The 23,947-nt window shown below is 56.9% G+C and carries 17 protein-coding genes; 4 read left to right on the top strand and 13 right to left on the bottom strand.

Annotation, left to right across the window (positions count from 1 at the left end; translation table 11 throughout):
* Positions 1-3 precede the first annotated feature (3 nt).
* Positions 4-756 carry an SDR family NAD(P)-dependent oxidoreductase gene (locus tag ACDI13_RS04135; RefSeq protein WP_316990309.1) on the top strand — a complete coding sequence of 251 codons (753 nt, stop codon included), beginning with the start codon at positions 4-6 and terminating at the stop codon, positions 754-756.
* A gap of 100 nt (positions 757-856) precedes the next feature.
* Here ACDI13_RS04135 and ACDI13_RS04130 read toward each other — a convergent pair whose 3' ends face one another.
* Entirely contained in the window at positions 857-2,050 is a 1,194-nt protein-coding gene (locus ACDI13_RS04130) for an MFS transporter (protein WP_316990310.1), read from the bottom strand.
* Positions 2,051-2,242: 192 nt separating this feature from the next.
* On the opposite strand from ACDI13_RS04130, the gene ACDI13_RS04125 reads away from it, so the two are divergent.
* The gene (locus tag ACDI13_RS04125) at positions 2,243-3,580 is read left to right on the top strand and encodes a PLP-dependent aminotransferase family protein (protein ID WP_316990311.1); all 1,338 of its coding nucleotides are present in this window, start codon (positions 2,243-2,245) and stop codon (positions 3,578-3,580) included.
* Positions 3,581-4,273: 693 nt separating this feature from the next.
* Here ACDI13_RS04125 and ACDI13_RS04120 read toward each other — a convergent pair.
* Positions 4,274-5,686 (bottom strand): amidase, encoded by a 1,413-nt coding sequence (locus ACDI13_RS04120; RefSeq protein WP_316990312.1) that lies wholly within the window; start codon positions 5,684-5,686, stop codon positions 4,274-4,276.
* Complete coding sequence (locus tag ACDI13_RS04115; RefSeq protein ID WP_316990313.1) at positions 5,679-5,861, bottom strand: hypothetical protein; 183 nt, start codon at positions 5,859-5,861, stop codon at positions 5,679-5,681. Before ACDI13_RS04115 ends, ACDI13_RS04120 begins: the two co-directional genes overlap by 8 nt.
* 419 nt (positions 5,862-6,280) lie before the next feature.
* Between ACDI13_RS04115 and ACDI13_RS04110 the strand changes: the two genes are divergently transcribed.
* Complete coding sequence (locus ACDI13_RS04110) at positions 6,281-7,195, top strand: EAL domain-containing protein (protein WP_316990314.1); 915 nt, start codon at positions 6,281-6,283, stop codon at positions 7,193-7,195.
* Here ACDI13_RS04110 and ACDI13_RS04105 read toward each other — a convergent pair.
* The 6 genes from ACDI13_RS04105 to ACDI13_RS04080 form a co-directional block, all read right to left on the bottom strand.
* A complete protein-coding gene (locus ACDI13_RS04105; protein WP_316990315.1) occupies positions 7,192-7,851 on the bottom strand; it encodes a response regulator in 660 nt (219 codons plus the stop codon). The two genes, ACDI13_RS04110 and ACDI13_RS04105, sit on opposite strands and share 4 nt — an antisense overlap.
* A 23-nt stretch (positions 7,852-7,874) precedes the next feature.
* Positions 7,875-11,018, bottom strand: coding sequence for a response regulator (locus tag ACDI13_RS04100; RefSeq protein ID WP_316990316.1), 3,144 nt, complete (start codon positions 11,016-11,018; stop codon positions 7,875-7,877).
* A gap of 85 nt (positions 11,019-11,103) precedes the next feature.
* Entirely contained in the window at positions 11,104-13,896 is a 2,793-nt protein-coding gene (locus tag ACDI13_RS04095) for an ATP-binding protein (RefSeq protein WP_316990317.1), read from the bottom strand.
* A complete protein-coding gene (locus ACDI13_RS04090; protein ID WP_316990318.1) occupies positions 13,893-16,565 on the bottom strand; it encodes a fimbria/pilus outer membrane usher protein in 2,673 nt (890 codons plus the stop codon). Before ACDI13_RS04090 ends, ACDI13_RS04095 begins: the two co-directional genes overlap by 4 nt.
* 126 nt (positions 16,566-16,691) lie before the next feature.
* On the bottom strand, positions 16,692-17,447 hold the full coding sequence (locus ACDI13_RS04085) for a molecular chaperone (protein ID WP_316990319.1): 756 nt from the start codon (positions 17,445-17,447) through the stop codon (positions 16,692-16,694).
* 65 nt (positions 17,448-17,512) lie between these two features.
* Entirely contained in the window at positions 17,513-18,076 is a 564-nt protein-coding gene (locus ACDI13_RS04080; RefSeq protein ID WP_316990320.1) for a fimbrial protein, read from the bottom strand.
* Positions 18,077-18,460: 384 nt separating this feature from the next.
* Between ACDI13_RS04080 and ACDI13_RS04075 the strand changes: the two genes are divergently transcribed.
* Entirely contained in the window at positions 18,461-19,615 is a 1,155-nt protein-coding gene (locus ACDI13_RS04075) for a fimbrial protein (RefSeq protein ID WP_316990321.1), read from the top strand.
* Between the two features lie 40 nt (positions 19,616-19,655).
* On the opposite strand, the gene ACDI13_RS04070 is transcribed toward ACDI13_RS04075, so the two are convergent.
* The 4 genes from ACDI13_RS04070 to ACDI13_RS04055 form a co-directional block, all read right to left on the bottom strand.
* A complete protein-coding gene (locus ACDI13_RS04070) occupies positions 19,656-20,273 on the bottom strand; it encodes a hypothetical protein (protein WP_316990322.1) in 618 nt (205 codons plus the stop codon).
* Positions 20,274-20,536: 263 nt separating this feature from the next.
* Positions 20,537-21,781, bottom strand: coding sequence for a 3-(3-hydroxy-phenyl)propionate transporter MhpT (gene mhpT, locus ACDI13_RS04065; protein ID WP_316990323.1), 1,245 nt, complete (start codon positions 21,779-21,781; stop codon positions 20,537-20,539).
* A gap of 141 nt (positions 21,782-21,922) precedes the next feature.
* Positions 21,923-22,957, bottom strand: coding sequence for a 4-hydroxy-2-oxovalerate aldolase (gene dmpG / locus ACDI13_RS04060; protein WP_316990324.1), 1,035 nt, complete (start codon positions 22,955-22,957; stop codon positions 21,923-21,925).
* Positions 22,958-22,974: 17 nt separating this feature from the next.
* Positions 22,975-23,922 carry an acetaldehyde dehydrogenase (acetylating) gene (locus ACDI13_RS04055; protein ID WP_316990325.1) on the bottom strand — a complete coding sequence of 316 codons (948 nt, stop codon included), beginning with the start codon at positions 23,920-23,922 and terminating at the stop codon, positions 22,975-22,977.
* Positions 23,923-23,947 lie beyond the last annotated feature (25 nt).

Below are 23,947 nucleotides of genomic sequence, written 5' to 3'. Positions count from 1 at the left end.
AGTATGAAATACTCATTTTCCGGCCATGCTGTTCTGGTGACGGGCGCTGCTTCGGGTATCGGTGCTGCAACGGCTCGTCTGCTGGCCGCCAATGGCTTGTCGGTTGTGGTGTCTGACGTACAGGCCGACGCGGTCCAATCCGTGGTCAAGAGTATTGAGCAGGCCGGTGGCAAGGCGGTGGCGAACGTGGCCGATGTCACCCAGCCTGATCAATTGAAAGACGCTGTTGATGCCGCTATTGAGCATTTCGGTGCTTTGCACTTTGCCGTCAATAACGCCGGTGTGGCCGGGGATTCTGGTCCGGCTGGCGAGATGGATTTGGACGGCTGGCGTCGCCTGATCGACATCAACCTGAACGGCGTGGCCTATGGTCTGCGCTATCAGATTCCTGCCATTCTGGCCGCAGGCGGGGGCGCAATTGTGAATATGTCGTCCATCATGGGCCTGGTGGCCAACCCTACTTTGCCTGGTTACAACGCCGCTAAACATGGGGTGATTGGCTTGAGCCGTTCTGCTGCGCTGGAGTATTCCTCCAAAGGCATACGTATCAATACGATTCATCCCGGTTATGTGGATACGCCGATTTTGTCGGGCTTAGATGATGCCGCCCGTGCAGCACTCGTGGATCAGCATCCGATTGGTCGCCTGGGTCATGCCGATGAAATCGCCCATGCGATTGCCTTCCTGCTCTCGGATGGGGCCAGCTTCATGACAGGCGCGTGCATGGTGGCCGATGGGGGTTATACCGCTCGTTAAGGCTACGTTACGTGAAATAGGACTTCTCTATTGAAAGAAAGACCGGAGCGTTTGGTGTGGCTCCGGTCTTTTTGCGTTGTAGACAGGCTGTTTACGGCATTTATGTTGTCGTTTGTGGTGATTTCAGATATCGCACCGACGCCAGTAACAAGAGCAAGCAGATCAGGCCAGAGAGCAGATTGGTGCCACTCCAACCCATAAAGCTGAACAGAAAGGCAGGGGCGAAAGCCCCTAGGGTGGCCAGGATGGATACTCCCAGGTCATTGACCCCCTGCACGGCCAGAAAAGAGGGGTTGCCGTCCAGACTGTCTGTCAGCAGGGCGCTGCCGCCGACATAGGTGAAATTCCAGCCCAGCCCCAGAATCAGCAAAGACAGGCTCAAGGCCGTGTAGCCGTGGGCCACAAGGTTAATGCCACTACTGATCAGCAGTAGTGCAATGCCGCTGAGTGCAATGGCCTTCACGCTAAATTTCTGGATCAAGCGGCCGGTAAAAAATGAGGGGGCGAACATGGCCAGAACGTGCCATTGAATGGCCGCGCTGATGTCGGAAAAGTGGACATGGAGCTGGGCCATGTGCATGGATGCCTGGATCATCAATAGGTTCATGATCCCATAGCCAATTGCAGCAATGCTGATCGCGATGAGTACGTTCCTATTGCGCAATATCAGTCCCCAGGTCTGACCGCGACTGGACGTCAGGATGCTGGTGTTGGGCGGCGGCGGCACGTCCTTGATCAGCAGGTTCAGGATAAGAGAGACGACGGCCAGCGCGGTGAAGGCGGCATAGCAGGCGGCAAATTCCGGGGCAAAGCTGCTGCTTTTCAGACTGCGGATCAATAAGGGACCTAGCACGGCGGCAATCACGCCACCGGCAACGACCAGTGAAATAGCGCGCGGTTTCACGCTGGCGTCCAAACCATCGCTAGCTGCAAAGCGGTTGAAGTTGGCAAAGGCAATGTAGATACCCAGTAGGGCATGTGAGGCCACCAGCCAGGAAAACTGTTTCATTTCAATGGCCCAGTAACCCACCATGCCAGAGGCCGCCAACGGCAGGGTAGCCAGCAAAAAGGATTTCTTTCGACCTATGGCAGCCATCAGTCTGGAGGCAGGCAAGGTAAACAGCATGACAAACAAGAACTGAAAACCATAAGGCACAGTCGATAGCCAAGGCTCGGGAGCCAGACTGCTGCCTACCAGAGCCGCCATGGTGACGGACATGACGGCGGTCGTCAGATTGATCGATTGAGCCAGGAAGTAGAGGTAGGTGCGAGAGGGAAGGTAAGTGTTAGCCATACTGTTACGTGGTGATGGGCCTGGAGGCAAGGCTGCGCTAGTTACAGTCTTGCCCCAAAGAGAGGATATGCGTCAGTGCCGAGCTCAGTCAGGATGATTTTGTAGGTTCACGAGGCGCTTGTCTCGAACAGTAGGTGTACTATCCTGAAAACTGTTAGCTAATTTTTTCTAACAGTGCTTAGGGTGAGTTGTATGGATTTCTACGAGCGTCTGAAGGAAGCGATTGTTCAGGGTGACTGGTCGGTGGGGCAGCAGTTGCCTTCCATTCGCAAGATGATGGCGACCGAAAACCTGAGTCATCACACCGTAGTCAGTGCCTATACGCGTTTGGTTGGCCAGGGGATGTTGGAGGCCTTGCAAGGTCGCGGTTATTTTGTGGCCCGTTGGTCTGGCTTGGGGGAGCATTTGCCTCTTTCCCCAGCAGAAGAGGAAAGGGACCCGCTGCTCAAGATCTTGCAGGCCAAGCCCGAGCAGTGCAAGTTGGGTTGCGGCTGGTTGCCTGTGCCGTGGAGGGATACGGATGCCTTGGCCAAGGCTATACGCAAGACGGCGCGCTCGGGGCGCAGCGGCTTGGTGGAGTACGGGGATATTCAGGGCTATCTGCCGCTGCGCAAGCAGTTGTCCATGTTGTTGCGGCAATCGACCTTGATCGAGGTGTCCCCCCAGCAGATTGTGACGACCTTAGGCGCGACCCAGGCGTTGGATTTGATCGCGCGAACTGTGATTCGTCAGGGTGATCATGTTCTGGTCGATGAGCCTTGTAGCAGCAACTTGATCAAGCTGATTCGCTTGTGTGGGGGTGTGCCTGTTGGTGTGCCGCGCCGGGCGGATGGGCCGGATGTGGTGGCTTTGGAGCAGATTTTGCACACCTGCAAGGTGCGAGCCTTTTTTTGCAATAGCTCCTTTCATAATCCGACCGGGGCGGGCTTAAGTCCCAAGGTGGCGTTGGCCGTGGTCAAGTTGGCGGCGGAGCACGATTTCCTCATTGTCGAGGATGATGTGTACGGGGATTTTTTCCCTGGAGTGCGGCAGACTTTTGCAGGGCTGGGGGATTTGGAGCATGTGGTTTATATAGGCAGTTTTTCCAAGTCTTTGTCCGCGTCCTTGCGAATTGGCTATATCGCCTGCGGGACGTCGTTGCTTGATCCTTTGATTCGTTTGAAGCTGTTGACCAGCGTGGCTGTGCCAGGGTTTTGTGAGCGTTTCGTCAATACCATTTTGGCCGATGGCACCTATGCGAAACATACGCAGGCCATTCAGCGGCAGTTGATGACGCATCAGCACATTGCACAAAAGGCGTTGACGCAATATGGCTGGGTGTTTGAGGTGCCGGCGCAGGGCGGGATGTTCTTGTGGGTCGGGCATCCGGATATGCCGGATTTGACGGCTTATATAGAGAGGCTGGAACAGCAGGGGATCTTGCTGATGCCGGGGGCCTCGTTTGCTGTAGACAGGGATTTTAAAGACAGGATACGCCTGAATGTGGCGCATTTGACGCAGGAGGTGATGCCTTGTTTGGGGTGGGTGTAAGAGGTTGCGCTGTTTGACGTGCTTCGGGTTGGAGCAGGGGGGGCTCGTTTTGAAAGACGCCATTCACGTTCGCCCCGTGGCTGAGCGGCTGAGTCCTTGCCGACGCTGCGCGTCGGTCCCCTTGGCAATGGCAGGATACGGGCGCGCCCTTAACTTGCCCGGTGATGTGTCCCCCGGACACATCACAAGCGTCGGGCGCGAACAGAAGGGCGCTTGCACCCCGTATCCCGCCATCGCCCGCGGCAAGAACTCTGACTCGCCGCTCAGCCACGGGGCGAACGTGAATGGCTTATTGAAAGAAAACAGAGCCCCTCTGTGTTTACGATTTTGATGGCTTTGGCTTTGGCTTTGGCTTTGGCTTTGGCTTTGGCTTTGGCTTTGGCTTTGGCTCTGAGCTGGTTGTGGATGCTTTGTCTTTGCCTGGCTGGGTCGGATGTGGGGGGTATTGGGCCAGTTCGGGTGGGATCAAACGGTCTGAGTCCATTTAAGTGACTGAGCATGCAAGGAGGAGCCTGATGTGTTGGGTGTCCAGCCTGGGATGATGAAAGGCGAAGATAGAACAGAGTCGTATGTTGGTTGTTTTTGGTAGATGGATCTGAGCTGTATAGATTTCTTCTTTTCTCCGCTTTTCTAAAGAAAGCCCCTGTCTGCTGTTAGCAGGCAGGGGCTTGTTCCTGTGGTGCTTTGTTGAGCTTACGGTTTCAGGACGGGCTGGTGTCCTGCCAGTGGTTTCATGTTTTCCACGGCGTAGGCAACGTTCAGGATGCGGGCTTCTTCAAAGGCGGGGCCAATGACTTGCAGGCCCACGGGCATGCCCTCAGATATACCGGCGGGTACGGTGATGGCGGGTAGGCCGGTCAAGTTGCTGGGGCCGGTAAAGCGGATGCCTTCGTCGATGAAGTCCAGGGTTTTGCCATTGATGTTGACGGTATCGGTGCCGATATTGGGTACCTGGCAAGGCAGGGTGGGGGTGATGATGACGTCTACGTCTTTGAAGGTGGCGGTAAATTGCTGTTTCAGCGCACGGCGCACTTGTTGGGCTTGCAGGTAGTCGATGCCGCTGAACAGTTCGCCCAGCTCAAACAGGAAGCGGATGTCGGCGCCGAAATCGTCAGGGCGTTTGATCAGATCCTGGTGGTGGATGGTGGCCGCTTCAGTCAGGCTGACGGCCAGCTCGGCCCATTCGGAGTGGCGTAGGGCGGGGACGTTCAGCGGGATGATGGTGGCACCCTGTTTTTCCAGGTCGGTCAGACGGTCACGGATCACTTTTTCGATACCGGCGTCCACGTTCTTGAAGAAATAGTCTTCGATGATGCCAATGCGCAGTCCTTTGACATTCCCATTGAGCGCGTTCAGGTAGGAGCCGACGGGAACGTTGGCGCACGTGGGGTCGCGGCCATCAAAGCCAGCAATCACTTCCAGCATGGCGGCGGCGTCAGCGACGGTTTTGGACATGGGGCCGACGTGGTCCAGGGTCCAGGCCAGGGGGTAGACACCGAATTTGCTGACGCGACCATGCGTGGGTTTCAGACCCACAAGGCCGCAGGCAGCCGAGGGGATGCGAATCGAGCCAGCGGTATCAGTGCCCAGCGTGTTGTAGGAGCTGTGGGAGGCTACGGCAGCACCCGAGCCACCGCTGGAACCACCGGGGACACGGTCAGGATTCCAGGGGTTATGGACGGCACCAAAGTGCGGGTTGTTGTTGTCAATGCCCCAGGCGTATTCGTGCATGTTCAGCTTGCCGGTGAAGATTACCCCGGCATCGCGCAGCTTGGTAGCCACGGTGGCGTCGTCCTTGGAGACAAAGTCCTTGTGGATTTTGGAGGCCATGGTGGTGACCTCGTTTGCAAAGTAGATATTGTCTTTCAGGGCCAGCGGAACACCGTGGAAAACGCCTTTGTACTTTCCGGCCATGATGTCCTGTTCCGCTTGTTTGGCGCTTTTGCGGGCCTGCTCAGCCGTCACAGAGATGTAGGCGTTGGTTTGCTTGTTGGATTGCTCGATGTAGGCGAGCAGGTTGTCGGTCACTTCTACGGGGGAGACAGCCTTGTTGCGCAGCTTGTCGGCCAAGTCGATAACGCTCAGTTCAAGCAGGTCTTTATTCATGATGGTCGCCTCCGGCCAGGTGTTTGATGGCTACGTCTGCATCGTCAATGGCAATGCCTTCCAGATTGCCTTTCATGGCCTGGATCTCGCGCCATTTGGCCTCCAGCTTTTCCAGATGCTGGGGGCTGGGATGTATCCCTTTTGCCGCCAAGGCGTCTTTCACACTTACCGTCATTTGTCTTCTCCTTGTGGTGGTCATAAAACAGGCATGCATCAATCGCGCGCACAAAAAAAGCCCCACCCCTGATGACAGGGAGTGAGGCTTTATTGCCTGCATGTCGCTGGCAACGTTGGCAGCGCATGCATCTGTTTTGGCAGACGAGGATGTCTGCTTATTTAATCTACAAAATCTGCTGCTTGAAAAATACTAGGGTTTTCCTGTGCCTGATGTGACGGGCAAGCACATGGGTTTTACTGCTCTTGGGTGACGGACGGGGTCTCCATGTAATCCTTGTATTGAAAATGAGTTGACGGGTTTTTCGGATTATTCCTAGACCCGTCAAGTCGCTGGAATCTTAAGCTTTAAAGCATTGATGATGGCTACTGAACCGCAAGGCGGTTTGTGATGCGTATCTTTTGTTGCCAGGGCTTTTCATGTTTGCACCTTCTCCTTTTCAAGTACCGTCCGGATGCCTGACTTATCGACCCGTCAGCAAGCTGGCGCATCCGGTGCGTCGCACTCGTTCGGATGCGGCTTTGTGGGTGTCGGAGCGTCAGGCGATCAAGCCGTCCGGTGGAATTATCATCAGCCGCTCTGTCTTGCTCGATGCCTTGCACAAGGACCAGATCCAGGCGTGGTTGCAGCCCAAAGTTTCGGTGCAGTCTCAACAACTGGTGGCTTTGGAAGCCCTGGCGCGCTGGCGTCACCCTCAATGGGGTATCTTGTCGCCCCATGTGTTTTTACCCTGGTTCAGCGTGCATGGTCTGGACGAAGCCTTGCTGATGCACATCTTGCAGGAGGTGCTGGGGCTGCAGGCATACTGGCGGCGCCAAGGCATGGTAATGCCCGTGTCGGTGAATTTGCCCACCCATTTGCTGGATGATGCCAGTCTGCCAGATCGCGTGATGGCCTGTGTAAAAGCCAAGCAAGGTCGGGCTTGTGACATCACTTTCGAGTTGTTGGAAAACTCGGATACCAAGACGCCCTGTGCTTTGTTTATGGGGGCTAGTCGTTTGGTGGCAATGGGTTTTGGGCTGGCCCAGGATGATGTGGGTGTGCAGTACAGTTCGATGGAGCGGCTGGTCGGTGCGCCGTTTTCAGAGCTGAAACTGGATCGGCGTTTTGTGCATGGACTGTCTGCCAATCGCCAGCAAGCTACGCAGGTTTTGGGCTGGATTGCTATCGCCAAGGAGCGTGGTGTGCGAGTGACGGCAGAGGGCGTGGAAGTCCAGGCTGATCTGCAATTGCTGCAGCAAATGGGGTGTGATTATGCCCAAGGCTATTTATTTGCCAAGCCTGCCCCAGCTTTCGAGTTGGACATGTGGATGCGTCAGCGTTGGCCAGCCTAGGTGAACAGGTTGTGTTGAGTGCAGAAGGCAATCAGGTCCTGATTATTATGCACATTGAGCTTGCGCATGGCCGAGGCTTTTTGTGCGCTGATGGTCTTGATGCTGCGGTTCAATTGTTCGGCGATGGTGCTGATGGAACCCCCCATGGCAAACAGGCGCAGGACTTCAAACTCTCGCGGGCTCAGGGATTTCAGGCGTTCTTGTACCGAGCTGGTCAGCACGTCTTTGGGCGTATCTTGCTTGAAATTAGCGGGGTAATACTTTACACCCTGGCGCAGCAAATGCAGGGCGACCAGGACTTCAGACAGCTCGTCTTGTTTGAGGACGACCCCTTGTACGCCAGCATCGTACAAAGAAGAAATAATCATGGGGTTGGACACCATGGTCAACACAATCAGTTTGACGTTGGGAAAGTGGCGTCGCAGATAAGAAATGAAGCGCATGCCGTCGCCATATTGTTCATCGCCGGGCATGGAGTAGTCGGTAATGATGGCATCAGGCGGGCTTTTTTGCAGGTGCTCGACCAGCTCCGAGGGGCTGGCCGCCACGGCGTCGACACTCAGGTTAATATCGCGTCCCAGCAACTCGCGTATCCCCATCAAAATCAATGGGTGATCGTCAGCAATGATGACGCGCAGTTTTTGAATTGCGGGCATACCGGGGGTCCTTGCTTGTTTTGCTAAGCTTGTTCGATCAGCTCGCGTAGTGCATTGCAAACTGCGATGGCTGTTTGAACTTGTGTGTCGGTCTGTGGAGTATTTTGCCTGAAATTTTGTTCAAGCTCTTTCACTTTATCAGCGATTTCATGCAAACCCATTACCACCAGAGCACCGGCCATGCGATGCAAGACGGCTTGGCTGTTGGCAGTGTTCTGTTCTTGCAAGGCTTGTTCCAGAGCTTCCAGATCCTTGCTCATGGTGCTGCGGAAAATGGCGCGGTAGCGTTGAGGCACGGGCGAGCTGATCAGAGATTCCAGCAAACTGCCCAAGGTGGCCAGATTCATGGGTTTGACCAGGCAGGCGTTCATGCCGCTTTGGGTGCAGCGTTGGGCTTCGTCACGCATGGCGTTGGCAGTAATGCCAATAATGGGGGCGCTCATGCCTTGGGCGCGCAAGCGGCGGGCTAGCTCGTAACCTGTCATATTGGGCATGTTCACGTCTGTCAGCAGCAGATCGTGGTTGTTGCCATCCCACAGGCCCAGTGCTTCCTCCCCATCCTGAGCCAGGGTAACCTGGCATCCCAATCGTTCCAGTTGCTCGCGCAAGGTCGCCTGATTCAGGGGATTGTCTTCTGCCACCAGCACATGCAGACCGGGTCGGTCAGGTGCTTTGATGGCGGCTTTGACAGGCGGCGTGGTCATGGATTCCTGTTCGGGTGTAGCGTGTTGCTGTGCCTGCCAATGTTCCAGCGCACGGGCAATGCTTTCTGGGTTGGTGCCGTCGGCTTTGTGCAAGGTGGTGCTGCCGTCGCGTGCAGAAACGCTGATATAAGGGCCTGGCCAGTGGGGGGCAGGACTGCTGCTGGGCATCATCACATCCAGCAAGATATCCTCGACATTGCCTGTTAGCGGATAGCTGGGCAGCATGGCCTGGGCTCGGGCATTCCAGCGATTGAGCCAGACGCAAATTGACTCGGATAGCTCGGCATGGGGAGTGCGTACATGCAGTGTCATGCCTTGCAGATCGGGTGCCTGGTGCGTTTGATCGCCTGTAGGTGCGATATCCAGGTTCAGCATAAAAGAAAAACTGCTACCCAAACCGGGTTCACTAGTCAGGTGAATCTGGCTGTCCATCAGTTCGATCAGACGGGCGCAGATGGACAAGCCCAGGCCCGCCCCGCGTATCGTGTGTTCGCCTGAGTGAGCCACATAGAAGGGGGTAAACAGCTTGTCCTGGCGTTCGTGTTCGATACCCACACCGCTGTCAGCTACCTGAAATAGCAAGTGTGCTTTGTCTTGGGCAAGCTGTTCCAGACGCAATCGAACAATAATGTGGCCTGCCTGGGTGAACTTGACGGCGTTGCTGATCAGGTTGCTCAGAATCTGGCGTATATGCAGCGGGTCTCCCAGGACGCTGCGGGGTACATCCGGGTCCACATGACAGAACAACAGCAGGTTTTTTTGCTGGGCCATGGCGGTGTAGGCGGCGGTGCAGTCTTGCACCAGGGCGACGGGGTCCAGTGGTACCGACTGCACATGCGTTTGGCCGGCTTCAATTCGGCTGATATCCAGAATGTCGCTGATGATTTGCAGCAGTTGGCGCGAGGCCCCCTGTATCCGGTCTACTTGCTGATGTTGCTGGCCATCAAGCTCGGTCAAGGACAGCAGCTCCAAAGACCCCAAGACGCCGTACAAAGGTGTGCGAATTTCGTGGCTCATGGTGGCCAGGAAGGCGGACTTGGCGGTGCTGGCTTCGTCTGCCGCAGCGCGAGCACGCTCTAGTTCACGCTGGATTTCCTCTTGGGCCGTCAAGTCCATCAGAACGCACAGCAAGACGTCTTGCTCATGGTAGCGACTGGGCGCGCAGGCCAAGTGCAGACTGCGGCCATCGGGCAAGTCCACTTTGCCTTCGTTCGCATTCGGCTCTTGTTGTTGCCGTTCGTTCAAGGCCAGGGACAGGGGGGACTGCTCGGGCAAGGTGTCGCCTGCATCCAGTCCTAGCCATTCCAGCGCCTGGGCATTGCCAAAAATAATCTGTCGTTTGTCCTTGCTGATCACGCATAGGGCCACCGGCGAGGTATCAATCAGATTGCGGTTAAAGTCCTGGCTTTCCAGTAATGCGCGTTGTGCCTGACGGGCTGGCTCCACTACTTGGCGTCCATACCAGCGGGCATAGGCCAGGCCGCCCAGCAGGCTTAATAATAAGAACACCAAGGTGCCCAATGGTACCCAGGTGCTGTTGAGCAATTGGCCGGGGCTGATCAGATAGCGGCCCGTCCAGGTTCCCGATGGGTCGCGCATTTGGAAGGCCAGCCCTTGCAGGCTGATGGTGAAGCCGTCATGTGTTAGCTTGGGGGAGTCATTTTTCCCGATCAACAAACCTTGTTCGGCATGGTGCAGCCAGAAGCGATAGCCCAGTGGGGCTTCGGATTGATTGAAAAACTCGCGCAGCCTGCCCTTGTCAAACAGGCTCATGGCCTGGAATCGGGTCGGGTCCGCGCCGGGCACGGGCAGGCCAGGCAAGGATAGGGGAATGATGCCCAGCATGTGCAGCGGGTGTTCGGGCAAGGAAACCCATTTCACGGCAGATGGACCGGAGACGAGTTTGCCAGGGGGCTGGATGTGTTGGCGTGCTTCGTTGTGCGAGGCAACTGGCAGGACCGTATCCGTGCGGGCGGACTCCAGCTCCGGAATGCTCAAACTGTCTTCCCTGTCGGGATGGAACAGGAACAAATAACCGGATGGAAAATAGGACTGGGCCCAGAAGGAGGCAAAGCTGTCGGCCAGGTCTGCACCCATCGTCCCGTAAGCCTCTTTGGGCGCACGGCAAGGCTGCTCGCAAATCATGGAAAAGGATACGCTGGCGGTTGGCCGCCAAATGCTGACGGAGTGGCCGCTCTCTACGGGGGGGGGCTCGGGTTGCGGCCCGGCCTGCAACTGGCCTGCATCGGCCTTTAACTGGGCCAAAAACCGTTCTTGTTCCTGTATGTAGGCCAAGGTCACGTTGAAGTCGGATACCAGGCGATGGCGTTCATTACTGAAAAAATGCTGGCCACCTACGAGCAGCGCGCCCAGCAGAATGAACGAGACAGGAATAACGCCGAGCAGCAGCCGCGCGTGTCCGCGCGAGCGTCGCGTCATACGATTAAAGGGTGAGTTGGCCATGGTTCTCCGTGGGGTCGCCTTATAGGGCAAGTCCTGCCGTATCATACCGTCCCGCGCCGCAGGCGTCGTGGATGATGGGGCAGGCTTAAAGCGTCGGAGGCTGCAGGCTGTCGCGCAAGGCAGCCATGGGCAACGGCTTGATCAGCAGGGCATCCATGCCTGCGGCGGACCATTCCTTGTCTTTATCCAAAATGGCATTGGCGGTAATGCCAATAATGCGTCCCTGGTAGCCTTCCGCCCGCAGGGCGCGAGCCAGGGAGTAGCCGTCCATGCCGGGCATGAACAGGTCGGTAAAGACAATATCAAAGCGGTTCTTGTCTGTCAGCGCCAGTGCGGCTTGGCCACTGGCTTCCAGATGGGTGGTGCAGCCCAGCACGGTCAGTTGTTCCTGAAGAATCTGGCGGTTCACCGGATTGTCGTCAACTACCAGCACGTGCTGCGCTCGGACAGGTGGGGTAAAAGGCTCGTCAGTCCGTGCAGAAGCACAGTCCAGTGCCTGAGCCTGTTGTACTGCCTGCATGATGTCATTGATGGCGGTGGAGGCGGTGTAAAAATAGTCCGGATTGTCGGTTTGAGTGCTCGTACTTGGGGTGCTGGGCTGAACCATGACCTGACGGCCCGCCCATTCAGGCGTGTTGGTGGCATAAGAAGGCCAGCTATGGACCAGCACCATACCGGGTTTGGCTAGTTGGCCTGTGTAGGGCAAGGCATAGGCGCCCCAGTGACGCAGCCATTTGCTGACGTTGGATACGATCTCTGGAATGTCTCCGGTGACATACACCGGCCGGAACGCCAGCTCGGACGCCGGTGCCGGAGGCGTACCAGGGGGCGTGGCGATAGGCAAAATCACTTCAAAGGTAATGCTGGTTCCCAGACCGGGTTCGCTGACCACGGACAGGGATCCGCCCATCAGGCTGGCCAGGCGCTGGCAAATAGGCAGTCCCAGACCTGTACCCACCTGCTTGTTGGCTCTGTCTTCGTTCAGGCTGAAGTAGGGCAGGAACAGCTTGGGCAACACATCTGCACTGATGCCGTGCCCCGAGTCCGTGATCTGAAAGCGCAGGGACAGACGGTTGCCCGGTTGAGGCTCGGTATGCAGACGCAGCACCACATGCCCCGAGGTCGTGAACTTGATGGCATTGCTGACTAGATTGCTCAGGATCTGGCGGATTTTCAAGGGGTCGCCAATCGTAGGCACCAAAGCCTGTACCGGGGTGACGGAGTACAGCAGCAAACCCTTGTTTTGCGCGGTGGCCGCAAAGGCGGCAATGACTTCATCAACCTGCTCTTGCGGCGTAAATTCGCGCGGCTCCAGGGTGACGTGGCCCGCTTCTATGCGCGACAGGTCCAGCGATTCGCCCACCACCCGGAACAGGGTTTCTGCCGAGCGGCGCAAGGTGTCCAGATAGGGGGAAGAGTGCGGGTGTTTCTCGGATAGGGACAGCAGTTCCAGCGTGCCCAGAATGCCGTACAGAGGCGTGCGGATTTCATGGCTCATGGTGGTCAGGAACTGGGTCTTGGCGATATTGGCATTTTCAGCCAATTGGCGGGAATGACGCAGGGCCGCCTCCTCTGCTTTCTCGCTGGTAATGTCAATGATGGAGCACAGAGCCGCCCGATTGCCACGGTAGTTCAGGCTGATAGCATGCACGCGCACGCTGCGGCCATCCTTCAGGGTGACGTCGGTGCAGGCGCTTGGGTCATGCTCTCCCGGCAGCCGCGAGCGCCATTGCTCATCACCTTGCATCCAGGTTCGTGCTTGCAGGTTTTCTTGAAAGATCACCTCGCCCTGGGCATCGACCAGAGCCAGGCCGACAGGGGCCATGGCAATCAGCTTGCGATTCAGGGACACGCTATCGACCAGACTTTGCTGTTGCTGGCGGGCAGGCAGCAGCAAACGGCGCCGGATCAGGCTGGCACCGACCAGCACAATCGTGGTGAAGATGGTCAAGGTCAGCAGGGCGGTAATCAGGGCGCTGCGGCCATCGCGCAGCAATTGCTGGGTCGGCAAGGCATAGAGCACCCGTAAGCCGCCGGTTCCGATGGATTTGCTCAGGATGATGTGTTGCGGCCAGCCTTTGCCATCAAAACCAAAATAGTCTTGTTGTACCCAACGCAGCTCGGATGCGTCGGGCGGAGCACTGCTGAACAATACCGCTTGCCCCCGTATATCGAACAGGATGTATTCGGTGCTGGGCGGTGGTGGTGTCAGGGTCAAGGCACGGTCTATGTCCTTTAGCTCCAGTCCCAGCCAGGCGCCTTGGCGCTTGTCCCTGTCGATAGGGGTGTAGGCTACCAGCCGTGACGCAGAGTCATCGTCTTGATGCAGCCAGACAACCGGAATGTGTCGGGCATGAGGCTCTTGATTGATGGTGATCAGGCGCATGGCCAGTGCATTTTCTTGTGCTTGCCAAGACAGGTGCCGCCCCTCCCGCTCCAGGCGGAAATCCTGGGCGAGATTCGGGTCGGTGTACCGTAGGGTGCCGGTGCGATGGATGGCGTTCCAATGACGACGCGTCAATAGCAAGGTGTAGTGATTGGCAGAGCCCTTGTCGGGGGAGTCTATGGCTTCCAGATTGCCTTGCTGCGGGGCAAACGACATTGTATCCGAGGCAATGGCGCTGGCTGCGACGGCACGCAACAGCACTTCACGTTGGTCAAAGAATAGTTGCGTGTGGTCCGCGGCGCTATTGAGCTGCCGGCGATATTCGGAAATCAGGTGTGTGGCCGATGCGTATAAGTAAGCCCCGGTGCCCAGTGAGGCACATAAAATCAGGATCAGGGACAAGGCGCCCAGCAAGACGCTGGGAAAGCGTGGAACCTGCATGGCAGGCAGGTTTTCACGCATCGGACCGCCGCTTAGCTGTGCGGTTCTCATACCGCGGCGTCTTGTGCCGTGCCTTGTTGAGCAAGGTTGTCTGGCAGCATGGGGTCGGGGTCACGCTTGATGCAGTTCAGGCGGACCAACTGATAGTTCAGGCTTTCTGCACTTTCGGACAACTCGTAGCGAGCGCGGCACAACTGGCCGTCACGGCTGATATCCAGATGGCCGCGCATTTGTTCGGGTGACACCATGGTCAGAATGCGGCCACGCGGGTCGGTCATGCCCAGTTGCTGGCCGGAGGCATCGCGAACCATGGCACCAAAGGGCAGGGACGTACCTTGTTCGTCGCGCAGTTCAAACTGCACGCGGTAGCCGACTTCGGCCTTGAAGGTAGCCAGAGCAACAGCGCCACGGGTAGGCACGATTTGCTGCACCGCGTTGTTGAACTCGGCGTTTTTCGGAGCGTTACGTGTATCCAGGCTGACGTGGTTGCTGCGGTAGGGGGTTGCATTGGGGATGATGGCGTAGCCGTTCGAGCCGGTCTTGACCCCGGCGTGGCTGGACACGCCAACGCCCGCAACAGGCGGTTCCACCTTGGCCAGCATGATGGTCTCGCCCAGAGCCTGCCCCAGGTTGACGCCGCCACTGTGCGCCACAAAGGAGCCATTGGCCGAGAAGTTGCCGGAGTTGTGTCGATTGCCGTAGGAATAGCCAGCATTCATACGGGCAAAGGAGGTGGTGGTGCCGATGTTGACCGATGCCGTGCTTTCTCCGGAGGCCGTGCGGCCACCGGCAACGGCATAGCTGATTTCGCGTTTGGTAGGCAGCAGGCCGCTGGCACCGGCCTGGACTGCATTGCCGGTATTGTCGTGGTTGACGGTAGTAAAGCTTTGTGGCGCGTTCGGGCCGCTACCCAGAGGAATGCTCAGGGTCAGCATGATGGCGTTGTCATGCGAACGCGAAGGACCGAACGAGGATTGCAGGTTGCGGGTACGGGTGTAGGACAGGTTGTAGTTCACCTTGCCGATATGGTTGCTATAGCCCACCGACAAGCTGTTGGAAGATTGGTTGTCCCAGTTCTTGTTGTAGGAGGCGTTCAGGTACATATTGCCGCCACCCACGGGCTGGCTGATGTTGGCATCAATACGCTGCCGCGAGTCGCGCTGAGTCTCCAGACGCAGGTGCGAAGGGGCTTGGCTGGCGTTGATGTGGTCGGCCAGGGTGCGATAGCCACGGCTCAGGTCGTGACGCATATTGATGGACACATTCGAGCCCGTGGCTTCGATGAACTTGCTGTATCGCATGTTCATGCTGGTGCCCTGGGATTGCTGCCCCTGGATGCGGCTGGTGGAGCGAGTTGCATCCAGCGAGACTGCGCCCAGTTGGGTATTCATGCCTACACCCAAAGAATAGGCGTTGAAATCCTTGGAGACCTGTACACCCGCGGCCAGGGTGGTGTTGGTGCTGACGCCATACAGCATGGAGCCGCTGACAAAGTGGGGGCGCTCCTGCATATCGTCGTTCAGGCGTACCTGACCGGCGGCCATGTCATAGCTCAGGCGGCCTTCGCGCACCATCAAGGGGGGAGCGGAAAAAGCCTGGCGCAAGATGCGGCGCGAGCCATCGGCTTCGATAATGGTGATTTCCAGATCGCCATTCGAGCCCGAAGGAGACAGATCACTGATCGCAAAAGGGCCGGGTGCCACGTTGGTGGTGTAGATCACATAGCCGTTCTGGCGCACTTCCACGGTGGCATTGCTCTCGGCTGTGCCACGGATGACAGGTGCATAGCCTTGCTCGCTGTCCGGGCGCATGGCGTCATCGGACAACATTTGCACACCCAGAAAGCGCACACTGTCAAAAAGTGGCGAACGAGTATAGGTTTGACCGGCTACCAACTGACTTTTCAGGGAGACGATGTCGCGCTGGGCATAGGTGTTCTGGCTGGTAAAGGTGCTGGAACGGTGGGTGCCCGAGTTGTAGTAGGAGTTGTTGCGGATACGCCAGGAGCCAATGTTCACGCCCATGCGCAGGTCTGCGCTGATGTTATTGGTGGCGGACATGCCCTTGCTCTGGTCACGGCGCACATTGACGCCATAATTTACAAAGGCTGCGGTCTGGCCTGAGTCCCACAGTGAGGGGTCTACATAGCCGCGTTTGCTGGGGTTTAGATAGATTTGTGGAATGCTCAGCATCAAACGCAGCTGGGCGCTTTCATACACCACTGTGGCGTCAGGCACGATCTCGGGCAGGCGCAGACAAGTGGCTTGCGCCGATACCGGGGCGGGCAGCTTGCTCATGTCAATCCCGACCTGATCAAGCATTTCCTGATTGAAGCAGGGCTCGTTCTCGTCGGTGCGTGGGTTGCGCTTGAAGGTGATGTCGCGTCGTCCGGTGCGCTGCTGGTTCACATACAAGTCCACGCGTTGCACGCCTTCGGACACATTGCTGTTCGAGAGCAGGGTGCGCAGGTCCGCAGTGGAGGCGTTGCCTTGCAGAAAGGCTATGTTGAAACCCATGGTTTCAGACGCATCCAGGGCGGCCACTTGAACAGCCTCGACCTGCTTCTCTTCGGGGGCGGGGATGGTAATTGTGTTTGTTTGGGCCTGAGCGGAGCAAGCCGCAATCACCATGCTAGGCAGCAAGGCAAGTCGCAAGGCGGCCAGTGGCTGGCGGCTGATGGGGCGCATGCGTTGGCAGAACAGATGGTTTTTTGTGAACATGACTCTGCACCCAGGGGGCGTGATTGACGATTTGAAAACGTGCAAGGGCTCCTGCTACTGGCCAGATGCCAGTAGCCGAAAGGGTCAGACGTGAGGCGGGGGGAGGCGGCGCGCGGCGCCGCTGTCTTATGGTGTGTCGGTGCTCAAGGCACGACCCTGAACTTTGGTCTGGCCGTTCAGGCGCACTTCATATGGGTCGGCACTGCCGTAGTCGCTGATAGCGCGAAATTGCAAGGTGTCCTGGGTACCCGAGCGGCCCAGTGGCAGCAGACGAGTCTGGCCGGGGGCAATCATGCCGGGGTCTTCCATTTCCTGGCCCTTGGCGCTGCGCAGGGTGGACATGGACACGTGGTAGGCGCTGGGATTGTGAATCTCCAGCATGGGTTTGCCTTGACTGCTCACCACAGACCACTGCAACTGGGTAGGGGCCTGTTCTGCCGAACCAGGCAGCCCGTCAGGACGGAAAAATAATTTGATGCGTTGGCGAATGGCAATCTGTAGCTGGTTCTCACCGGGCCCTTGTTGAGGGATCTCCTGGATGTTCAGCCAAAGCACGGTTTCGCGGTCGCGGGGCAGGCCTTGATCACCACCGGCATAGAGCACGCGCATCACCTGTTGACCGTTTGGCGCAACTTTGACCAAGGCCGGGGTTATGGCAAAAGGCAGTTCAGCGTGATCGTGATCGGTATTCGTTTCCAGCCAGGATTGAACCAGGATGGGCGAATTGTCGTTGCGAACCACGATGGAGGCTTCTTGTTGTTTCTCGGGCAGGATCAAACGAGTACCGCTCAAGGAGATCGAGGCGTGTGCCTGGCTGCTCAACAGCGCAGCGCCAAGGCTGAGACACCCGAAAGCCAGTTTCTTGAAGGTTAAGACGGACATGGTTCATTCTCCTTGAGGGGTGAGGCTGGCGAAGGGGATCCCCTTCGCGAGAGGCTTAGGCGGTCTTATTCGTAAGACAGCTCGTAGGCAACGGTAGCGTTGGCTTGGCCACCGACTACATCAGCCACTTCAGCACCGGCCTTACGGGTGTAGTAGGCGGTCAGAGGGATATTGATGGCGCCGTCAACGTAAGGAGCGTCCAGTGTGGTCGAGCCACTGCTGAAGTCCAGAATATTCTGGTCGCTGACCAGCATGATCTGCACGTTCTGGGCGCCGCCAGTGACCGCAATACCCTTGCCGGAGGTAGCGGTAGGAGCCAGCTTCAACTCAACTTTAGTGCCGGTGGCACATTCGATTTGCATGTCGATGTTCTTGGAGAAGGCTGTGATGCCACCCGCAGAGGTCGCTGGCTGGGCTTCGGTGCCCAGCGTCTTGGCCGAGACCGGGCCCATGTCGACCAGCATGTTGGCACCGGAGCTGGATGCACCAGGGGAACGCACAGTGCAACTGTCAGCGTTGATGCTGCCGATAAAGCTGATGTTGCCGCGGGCACCAATGGTGGGTTCAGCCTGAGCACCGGCTGCAGCGAAAGCGGAAAGGATGGTGAGGCCGAAAAGGATCTTTTTCATGATTGATTTGACTTCCGATTGTTGGACAAACGAAGCAACCTTGTTGTACGCCTTGGGGCGCTCTAAGGTTCCCAGGTATGTGCTCTGTTTGGGCACAATTGAAGTTTAGGAAATCAATTGGGGAAAAGATTTAGGACTATTCTTAAAATGAGGTTTTGTGAATTGAGAGGATTTATTTTTTAATTAGCTTCTCTGTCAAGCGGCTTGTTTGCTGGCTTTGCGATTTTTGACGATTGGGTTTGGTTAAATTCGTATTTTTAATGAAGCTTAAAAATTACTCTCGGAATAATCTTAAATAATTAAAGAAGTTGCGCTTCTAAAATTCCATCTTCAAAGGGGCCATATAGGGCCCAAAAATGAATTTTGATGAATGAGGAGCGTGATATGTGGAACCTTCTATTCAAGCGGCAGGGTTTGTCAGGCCGGCGGTTGGGGGGCAGCAGCGCGCTGGTGCTGCCTGTTGTTCTGCTGATCGGGGCAAGTCAGGTTCAAGCTCAGTCGGCGAGCTGTTTCAGATCCCGTGACCTGACACCCAGTACAAGCTGGAGCATGGCTCCGAGTGGCAGTGTCTTTAAGAATGGCGATATTGTGGGGCGCACGTCCGCTTACGCCCAGTACTACGTACCCATTGCCCATGGGGAAACGATTAGGGTTGATGCTAACGGGCAGTTAGTGAGTAATCCTTATAGGGCTGTCCCCTTGAGCGGTATGCCTGGACTGGGTTTGATTGTGCGCTGGTCGGGGTACTCCTCGACTGTTGGTTTGACACCAACAGGCCCGGGTGCGCCAGCAGGAACCATTATTTCCAGTACTCAGTGGACATCCATGCTTCAGGCGCGGACCGCGGTTAATTACACACTGACCCAGTTTTATAGCTTTGAACTGGTCGTGATTGATGAAACGGTATACAAGGGTGGCAAGTTGACCTTTACTGAGGTAAATAAAGTTCGAGTGCTGACATCCAATCAAAAGGGTACAAACATCCCTCAGCTCTGTCTTGATGGCTATCTAGACCCCATGGCGGCGTTGACCGGCACCGTGCAAGTTCCCGAATTACCCAAACCTGCCTTGCCAAGTTGCAAGTTCTCGACCAGTACCTTGACGCAAAGCGTTGCCCTGGGACCAGTTGATCCTGGTCAGATTCCGCCGACCAGTACCCTTCGACCCTCTGGAGAGGCAGGGCAGAACTACTTTCTCATTGAGGGAACAGGCTGTACGAAAGACACCAAGTTGAGTTTTTACTTCACTGACACCCGGGATATGGCAACGACTAAAGACTATTTGTTGACGAGTAACCCGGCAGTGGGTATCCGTCTGTTTCATCGTGGTGAGTATGATCCCGTGCCGTTTGGGCCACCCCCTTCAGGCTCTTGGGTGCCGCCGCGTTATGCGCCTTCCGTGGGACCGGCAACGACAGACGGGGCGACGCTTTCCACTGGTTTTACCGCCCAGTATGTACGCCTTCCGAATAAAACTGAAGCAGACATCAAACCGGGGCCTCTGGAGGCGGCAGCAACCTTTGTGATTGTGTATCCCTGATTAACAGGACGCAAAAAACGGAGCCAATAGGTTCCGTTTTTTATTTCTTGTCCGTGCCTTGTTGCCAGCGTAAGTAAGCGTTGCGAGTCTGGGCAGAGACAGACTCCAGCACTTTTTGATGCGTGACTTTATGGCGTGCCATCAAGCGTGCATCGGCGACGGTGCGGGACTTGCAGAACCAGTGGCAACTATGTTGAAACAGATACAGCTCGGCGGACAAATGAAAGGCCCGGCTTTTGGGGGCCAGTTGTTCAGGATTGTCGACGACGTGACGTAAACCGGCGGCATGAATTTGCAAAAGCTGACGAAAGTCGCGCGTCATGGACGGGATGATTCGTTCCGCGTAAGGCACGCAAAAAGGCAACATGCCCACACGGGTGTTGTCAGCCGGTTCTTTTTGTAGCAAGTCGGCCAAGGATTGAATCTGGGTAGCCACGGCGTTTTCGGTCTGGGCAAACATGTCCAGAACTTGCTGTTGGCGTGAGGGGTCCTGTTCGCCAATCGCGCGGGTATAGCCGTCTGTGAGCGTTTCCATGTGACGCTCCAGCTGAAAGCCGCTTAGATGGTGGCCCAGCAAGATAATGCGCCCGCGTTGATAGCGTGCCCGTACAAAATGAAGGGCAATAGCGGCGATCAGAAGAAGTATGACTGTATCCATCACTCGTGTTTCCGTGCTGGGCCAGGCGCCTTGTTCTTGTTTCCCGCTGAAGGGTTAGGCCAGGCCGTAAAAAATGCTGTCAACGTAGCAGCCGGCCATTGTATCCCGTCATGCTTTATTCTTGTTTGCATTCTTATCAGGGATGGCCACCGATAAGTCTGGAGTGCCTTCTCTTGGTCGGCTGCAGTCTTGGCACAAGGGCTGCTCATGGAAGGGGGCAGTGCGGACTACAGCTTGGTGTTGGTCTGCAGTCCGCGTTGTTACTAGGCTTTCCCCGCTGCAGGCAAGGCGGAGGCGACGGATGCCTGTGCCTGCTCCTGACGGATCTGACGCACCACCAGCAGCATGCACAATGCAGAGACAATAATGCAGGGAATCGCTGAACTGATCACACCAGCCGCACCATAACCCTGACTAAGCAACATGCCTGCAAGGGTGGGGCCCAGCGTCGCACCAATGCGGCCAACGGCTGCGGCGGTACCGACTCCAGTGGCACGCACGGAGGTGGGGTAGACAATGCCGCCAAAGGCATACAGCACACCTTGGCAACCGATGACAAACGCACCAGTCAGTGCAGCGGCCCAATACATCTGCTCCAGACCGGCTGCCGCGTTCAGACTTAATAAGCCGGCCAGAATACCGCCGTACATCAGCGCAATGACCAACGCCTTTTTCCAGCGATCGGTCAGATAACCCAGCAAGACGGTGCCCCCAGTCGCACTGACCATGAACCAGAACTGGGCGGTGCTGCCTTGTTTACGACTAAAACCAAGCTCCTGGAACAGGGAGGGTAACCAGCTCAGCATCAGATACACCACCATCAATGTGAAGAAATAGCTGACCCACAACAGCAAGGTACGGGTGGCAAGACCATTGCTGAACAAGTCCTGGAAGCGTCCCTGCACGATGGTTCGACTCTGGCGTGCATGCAAGAATTCGCGTGACTCGGGCAGGAACCATACCATGACAGGGATAACCAGTAGGGGAAGCAGGCCACCCAGATAGAAAATGTTTTTCCAGTTTTCCCCAAAATTGGAGGCGGCCACCAGTGACAGGATGGCTGCGCCCACCGGCATGCCTGCATACATCATGCCCACGGCGCGGGCACGGTGTTCGGGCTTGACGGACTCGGCCGCCAAGGTGATCAGGTTGGGCATGGCGGCGCCCAGACCAGCACCGGCCAGAAAGCGCACCAACAACAGAATAGCCAGACTGTTGACCCAGGCGGTGAACAAGGTAAACAGGGCAAAGATGGCGACCGAGGCAATCAACACGGCTTTGCGACCGTATTTATCGGCCCAGCGTCCGCCCATCAGCGAACCGGGCAGCAGCCCTAGAATGCCTGCGCTTAGAAAATAGCCCTGATAGGTTTTATCCAGTCCAAACTCTGCCGCCACGCCTTTAACGGCAATACCGGCTGCCTGAATGTCCATGCCTTCGATAACAGCGATCAGAAAGCAGATCGCCACGGTAAGAACCGCGTGCTTGCGGCCGTGGGTTTGTGTCATTGAAATGTCTCCTCGGTTGACCGGGACGTTTTTTTTCTTGCTTCTGCCACCTGCCCGCCCCGAATTCAGGGTGCAGAAATCCGACACACCACGCGTGAAAGTGGCGGTGAGTCGGGGTAGAGCTTTTTCGTTTTTTTGAAATCAGGCGGTGGTGCCTTGTCGTTGCAGCAAGTCCAGAGCCACGTCCACAATCATGTCTTCCTGGCCACCCACCATGCGGCGTTTGCCCAGTTCGACCAGAATGTCCACGGTTTTCAGGCCATATTTCTGGGCGGCTACTTCGCTGTGACGCAAGAAGCTGCTATAGACGCCTGCATAGCCCAGGGCCAGGGTTTCGCGGTCTACGCGTACGGGGCGATCCTGCAAGGGGCGCACAATGTCGTCCGCTGCATCCATCAAGGTGTATAGATCCGTGCCATGGTTCCAGCCCATGCGTGCAGCGGCAGCAATAAACACTTCCAAGGGCGCATTACCGGCTCCTGCACCCATGCCCGCCAGGCTGGCATCGATACGGTCGCAGCCTTCTTCCACGGCCACAATGCTGTTGGCCACACCCAGGGACAGGTTGTGGTGGGCGTGAATGCCGGTTTCGGTTTCGGACTTGAGCACATCCTTGAAGGCGCGGAAACGGTCACGCACATCATTCATGTTCAAGGCACCGCCTGAATCGACCACATAGCAGCAGGTCGCCCCGTAGCTTTCCATCAGCTTGGCTTGTTCGGCCAAGTGTTGTGGGGTCGTCATGTGGCTCATCATTAGAAAGCCCACCGTATCCATACCCAGATTGCGAGCATATTCGATGTACTGTTTGCTGACGTCGGCCTCGGTACAGTGCGTGGCCACGCGCACAGTACGGGCACCGGCGTCGTAGGCGGCCTTCAGATCGTGGATGGTGCCAATGCCGGGCAGTAGCAAGGTGGCGATTTTGGCGTGCGTGACGACCGAGGCCACCGCTTCAATCCATTCCAGGTCGGTGTGCGCGCCAAAACCGTAGTTAAAGCTGGAGCCGCACAAACCATCGCCATGGGCCACTTCAATGGAATCGACCTTGGCCTGGTCCAGGGCACGGGCAATATCCATGGCGTTTTGCACGCTGTATTGATGACGCACCGCGTGGCTGCCGTCGCGCAGGGTCACATCGGAGATATAGAGCTTCTTGTTGGGATCGTGTGCCATTGTGATGTCCTTGCGTGTCATGCGGTTTGCGTCAGCAGGCGGGTTTGGGCCAGACGCTCGGCGCAGGCCAATGCCGCACTGGTCATGATGTCCAGATTGCCGGCATAGGCGGGCAGATAGTGGGCCGCGCCCTCGACTTCGATAAACACCGAGGTTTTCAGGCCGGAACGCCATCCCAGACCAGGCACATTGATGGGCTTGTCCTCGGGGATGACATCGAATTGCACTTTTTGCTTGAGGCGATAGCCGGGCACGTAAGCCTGCACCTTGTCGGCCATGCGCTGGATGGACTGCTCGATTTCGGCTTCCTTGCCCGGATCGCTGAGGGTGTAGACGGTGTCGCGCATCAGCAAAGGCGGCTCGGCCGGGTTGAGCACAATGATGGCTTTGCCCACGGTGGCACCGCCCACCACTTGCATGGCTTTGCTGGTGGTCTCAGTAAATTCGTCAATATTGGCGCGGGTGCCCGGACCGGCGGATTTGGACGAGATCGAGGCAATGATCTCGGCATAGTGCACGGGGCTAATCTGCGAGACCGCCGCAATGATGGGGACGGTGGCTTGTCCGCCACAGGTCACCATATTGATGTTGGGCGCGTCCAGATTGTCGTCCAGGTTAACGACCGGGATGGTGTAGGGGCCAATCGCCGCCGGTGTCAGGTCAATGACCTGAATGCCGTGCTCTTGCAGGACGGCATTGTGACGGGCGTGGGCACCGGCGCTGGTCGCATCAAACACAATGCGAATGTCTTTGAAATTGGGCAGCTTCAACAGCCCATCCAGTCCTTCATGGGTGGTGGGCACGCCCAGGCGGGCCGCACGGGCCAGACCATCGGAGGCCGGGTCGATCCCGACCATCGCGCCCATTTTCAGGTGTTTGCTTTGGCGCATCACCTTGATCATCAGGTCGGTGCCGATATTGCCCGAGCCTATGATGGCGACGGCAATGCCGTTGGGGTTTGTCATGTGTGTTACTCCGTACAAAGAGGAC

The sequence above is a fragment of the Alcaligenes faecalis genome (assembly GCF_041521385.1).
Classification (GTDB): Bacteria; Pseudomonadota; Gammaproteobacteria; order Burkholderiales; family Burkholderiaceae_B; genus Alcaligenes; species Alcaligenes faecalis_E.
The sequence above is the reverse complement of the archived record's forward strand: the minus strand, read 5'-3'. Positions and strand labels throughout refer to the sequence as shown.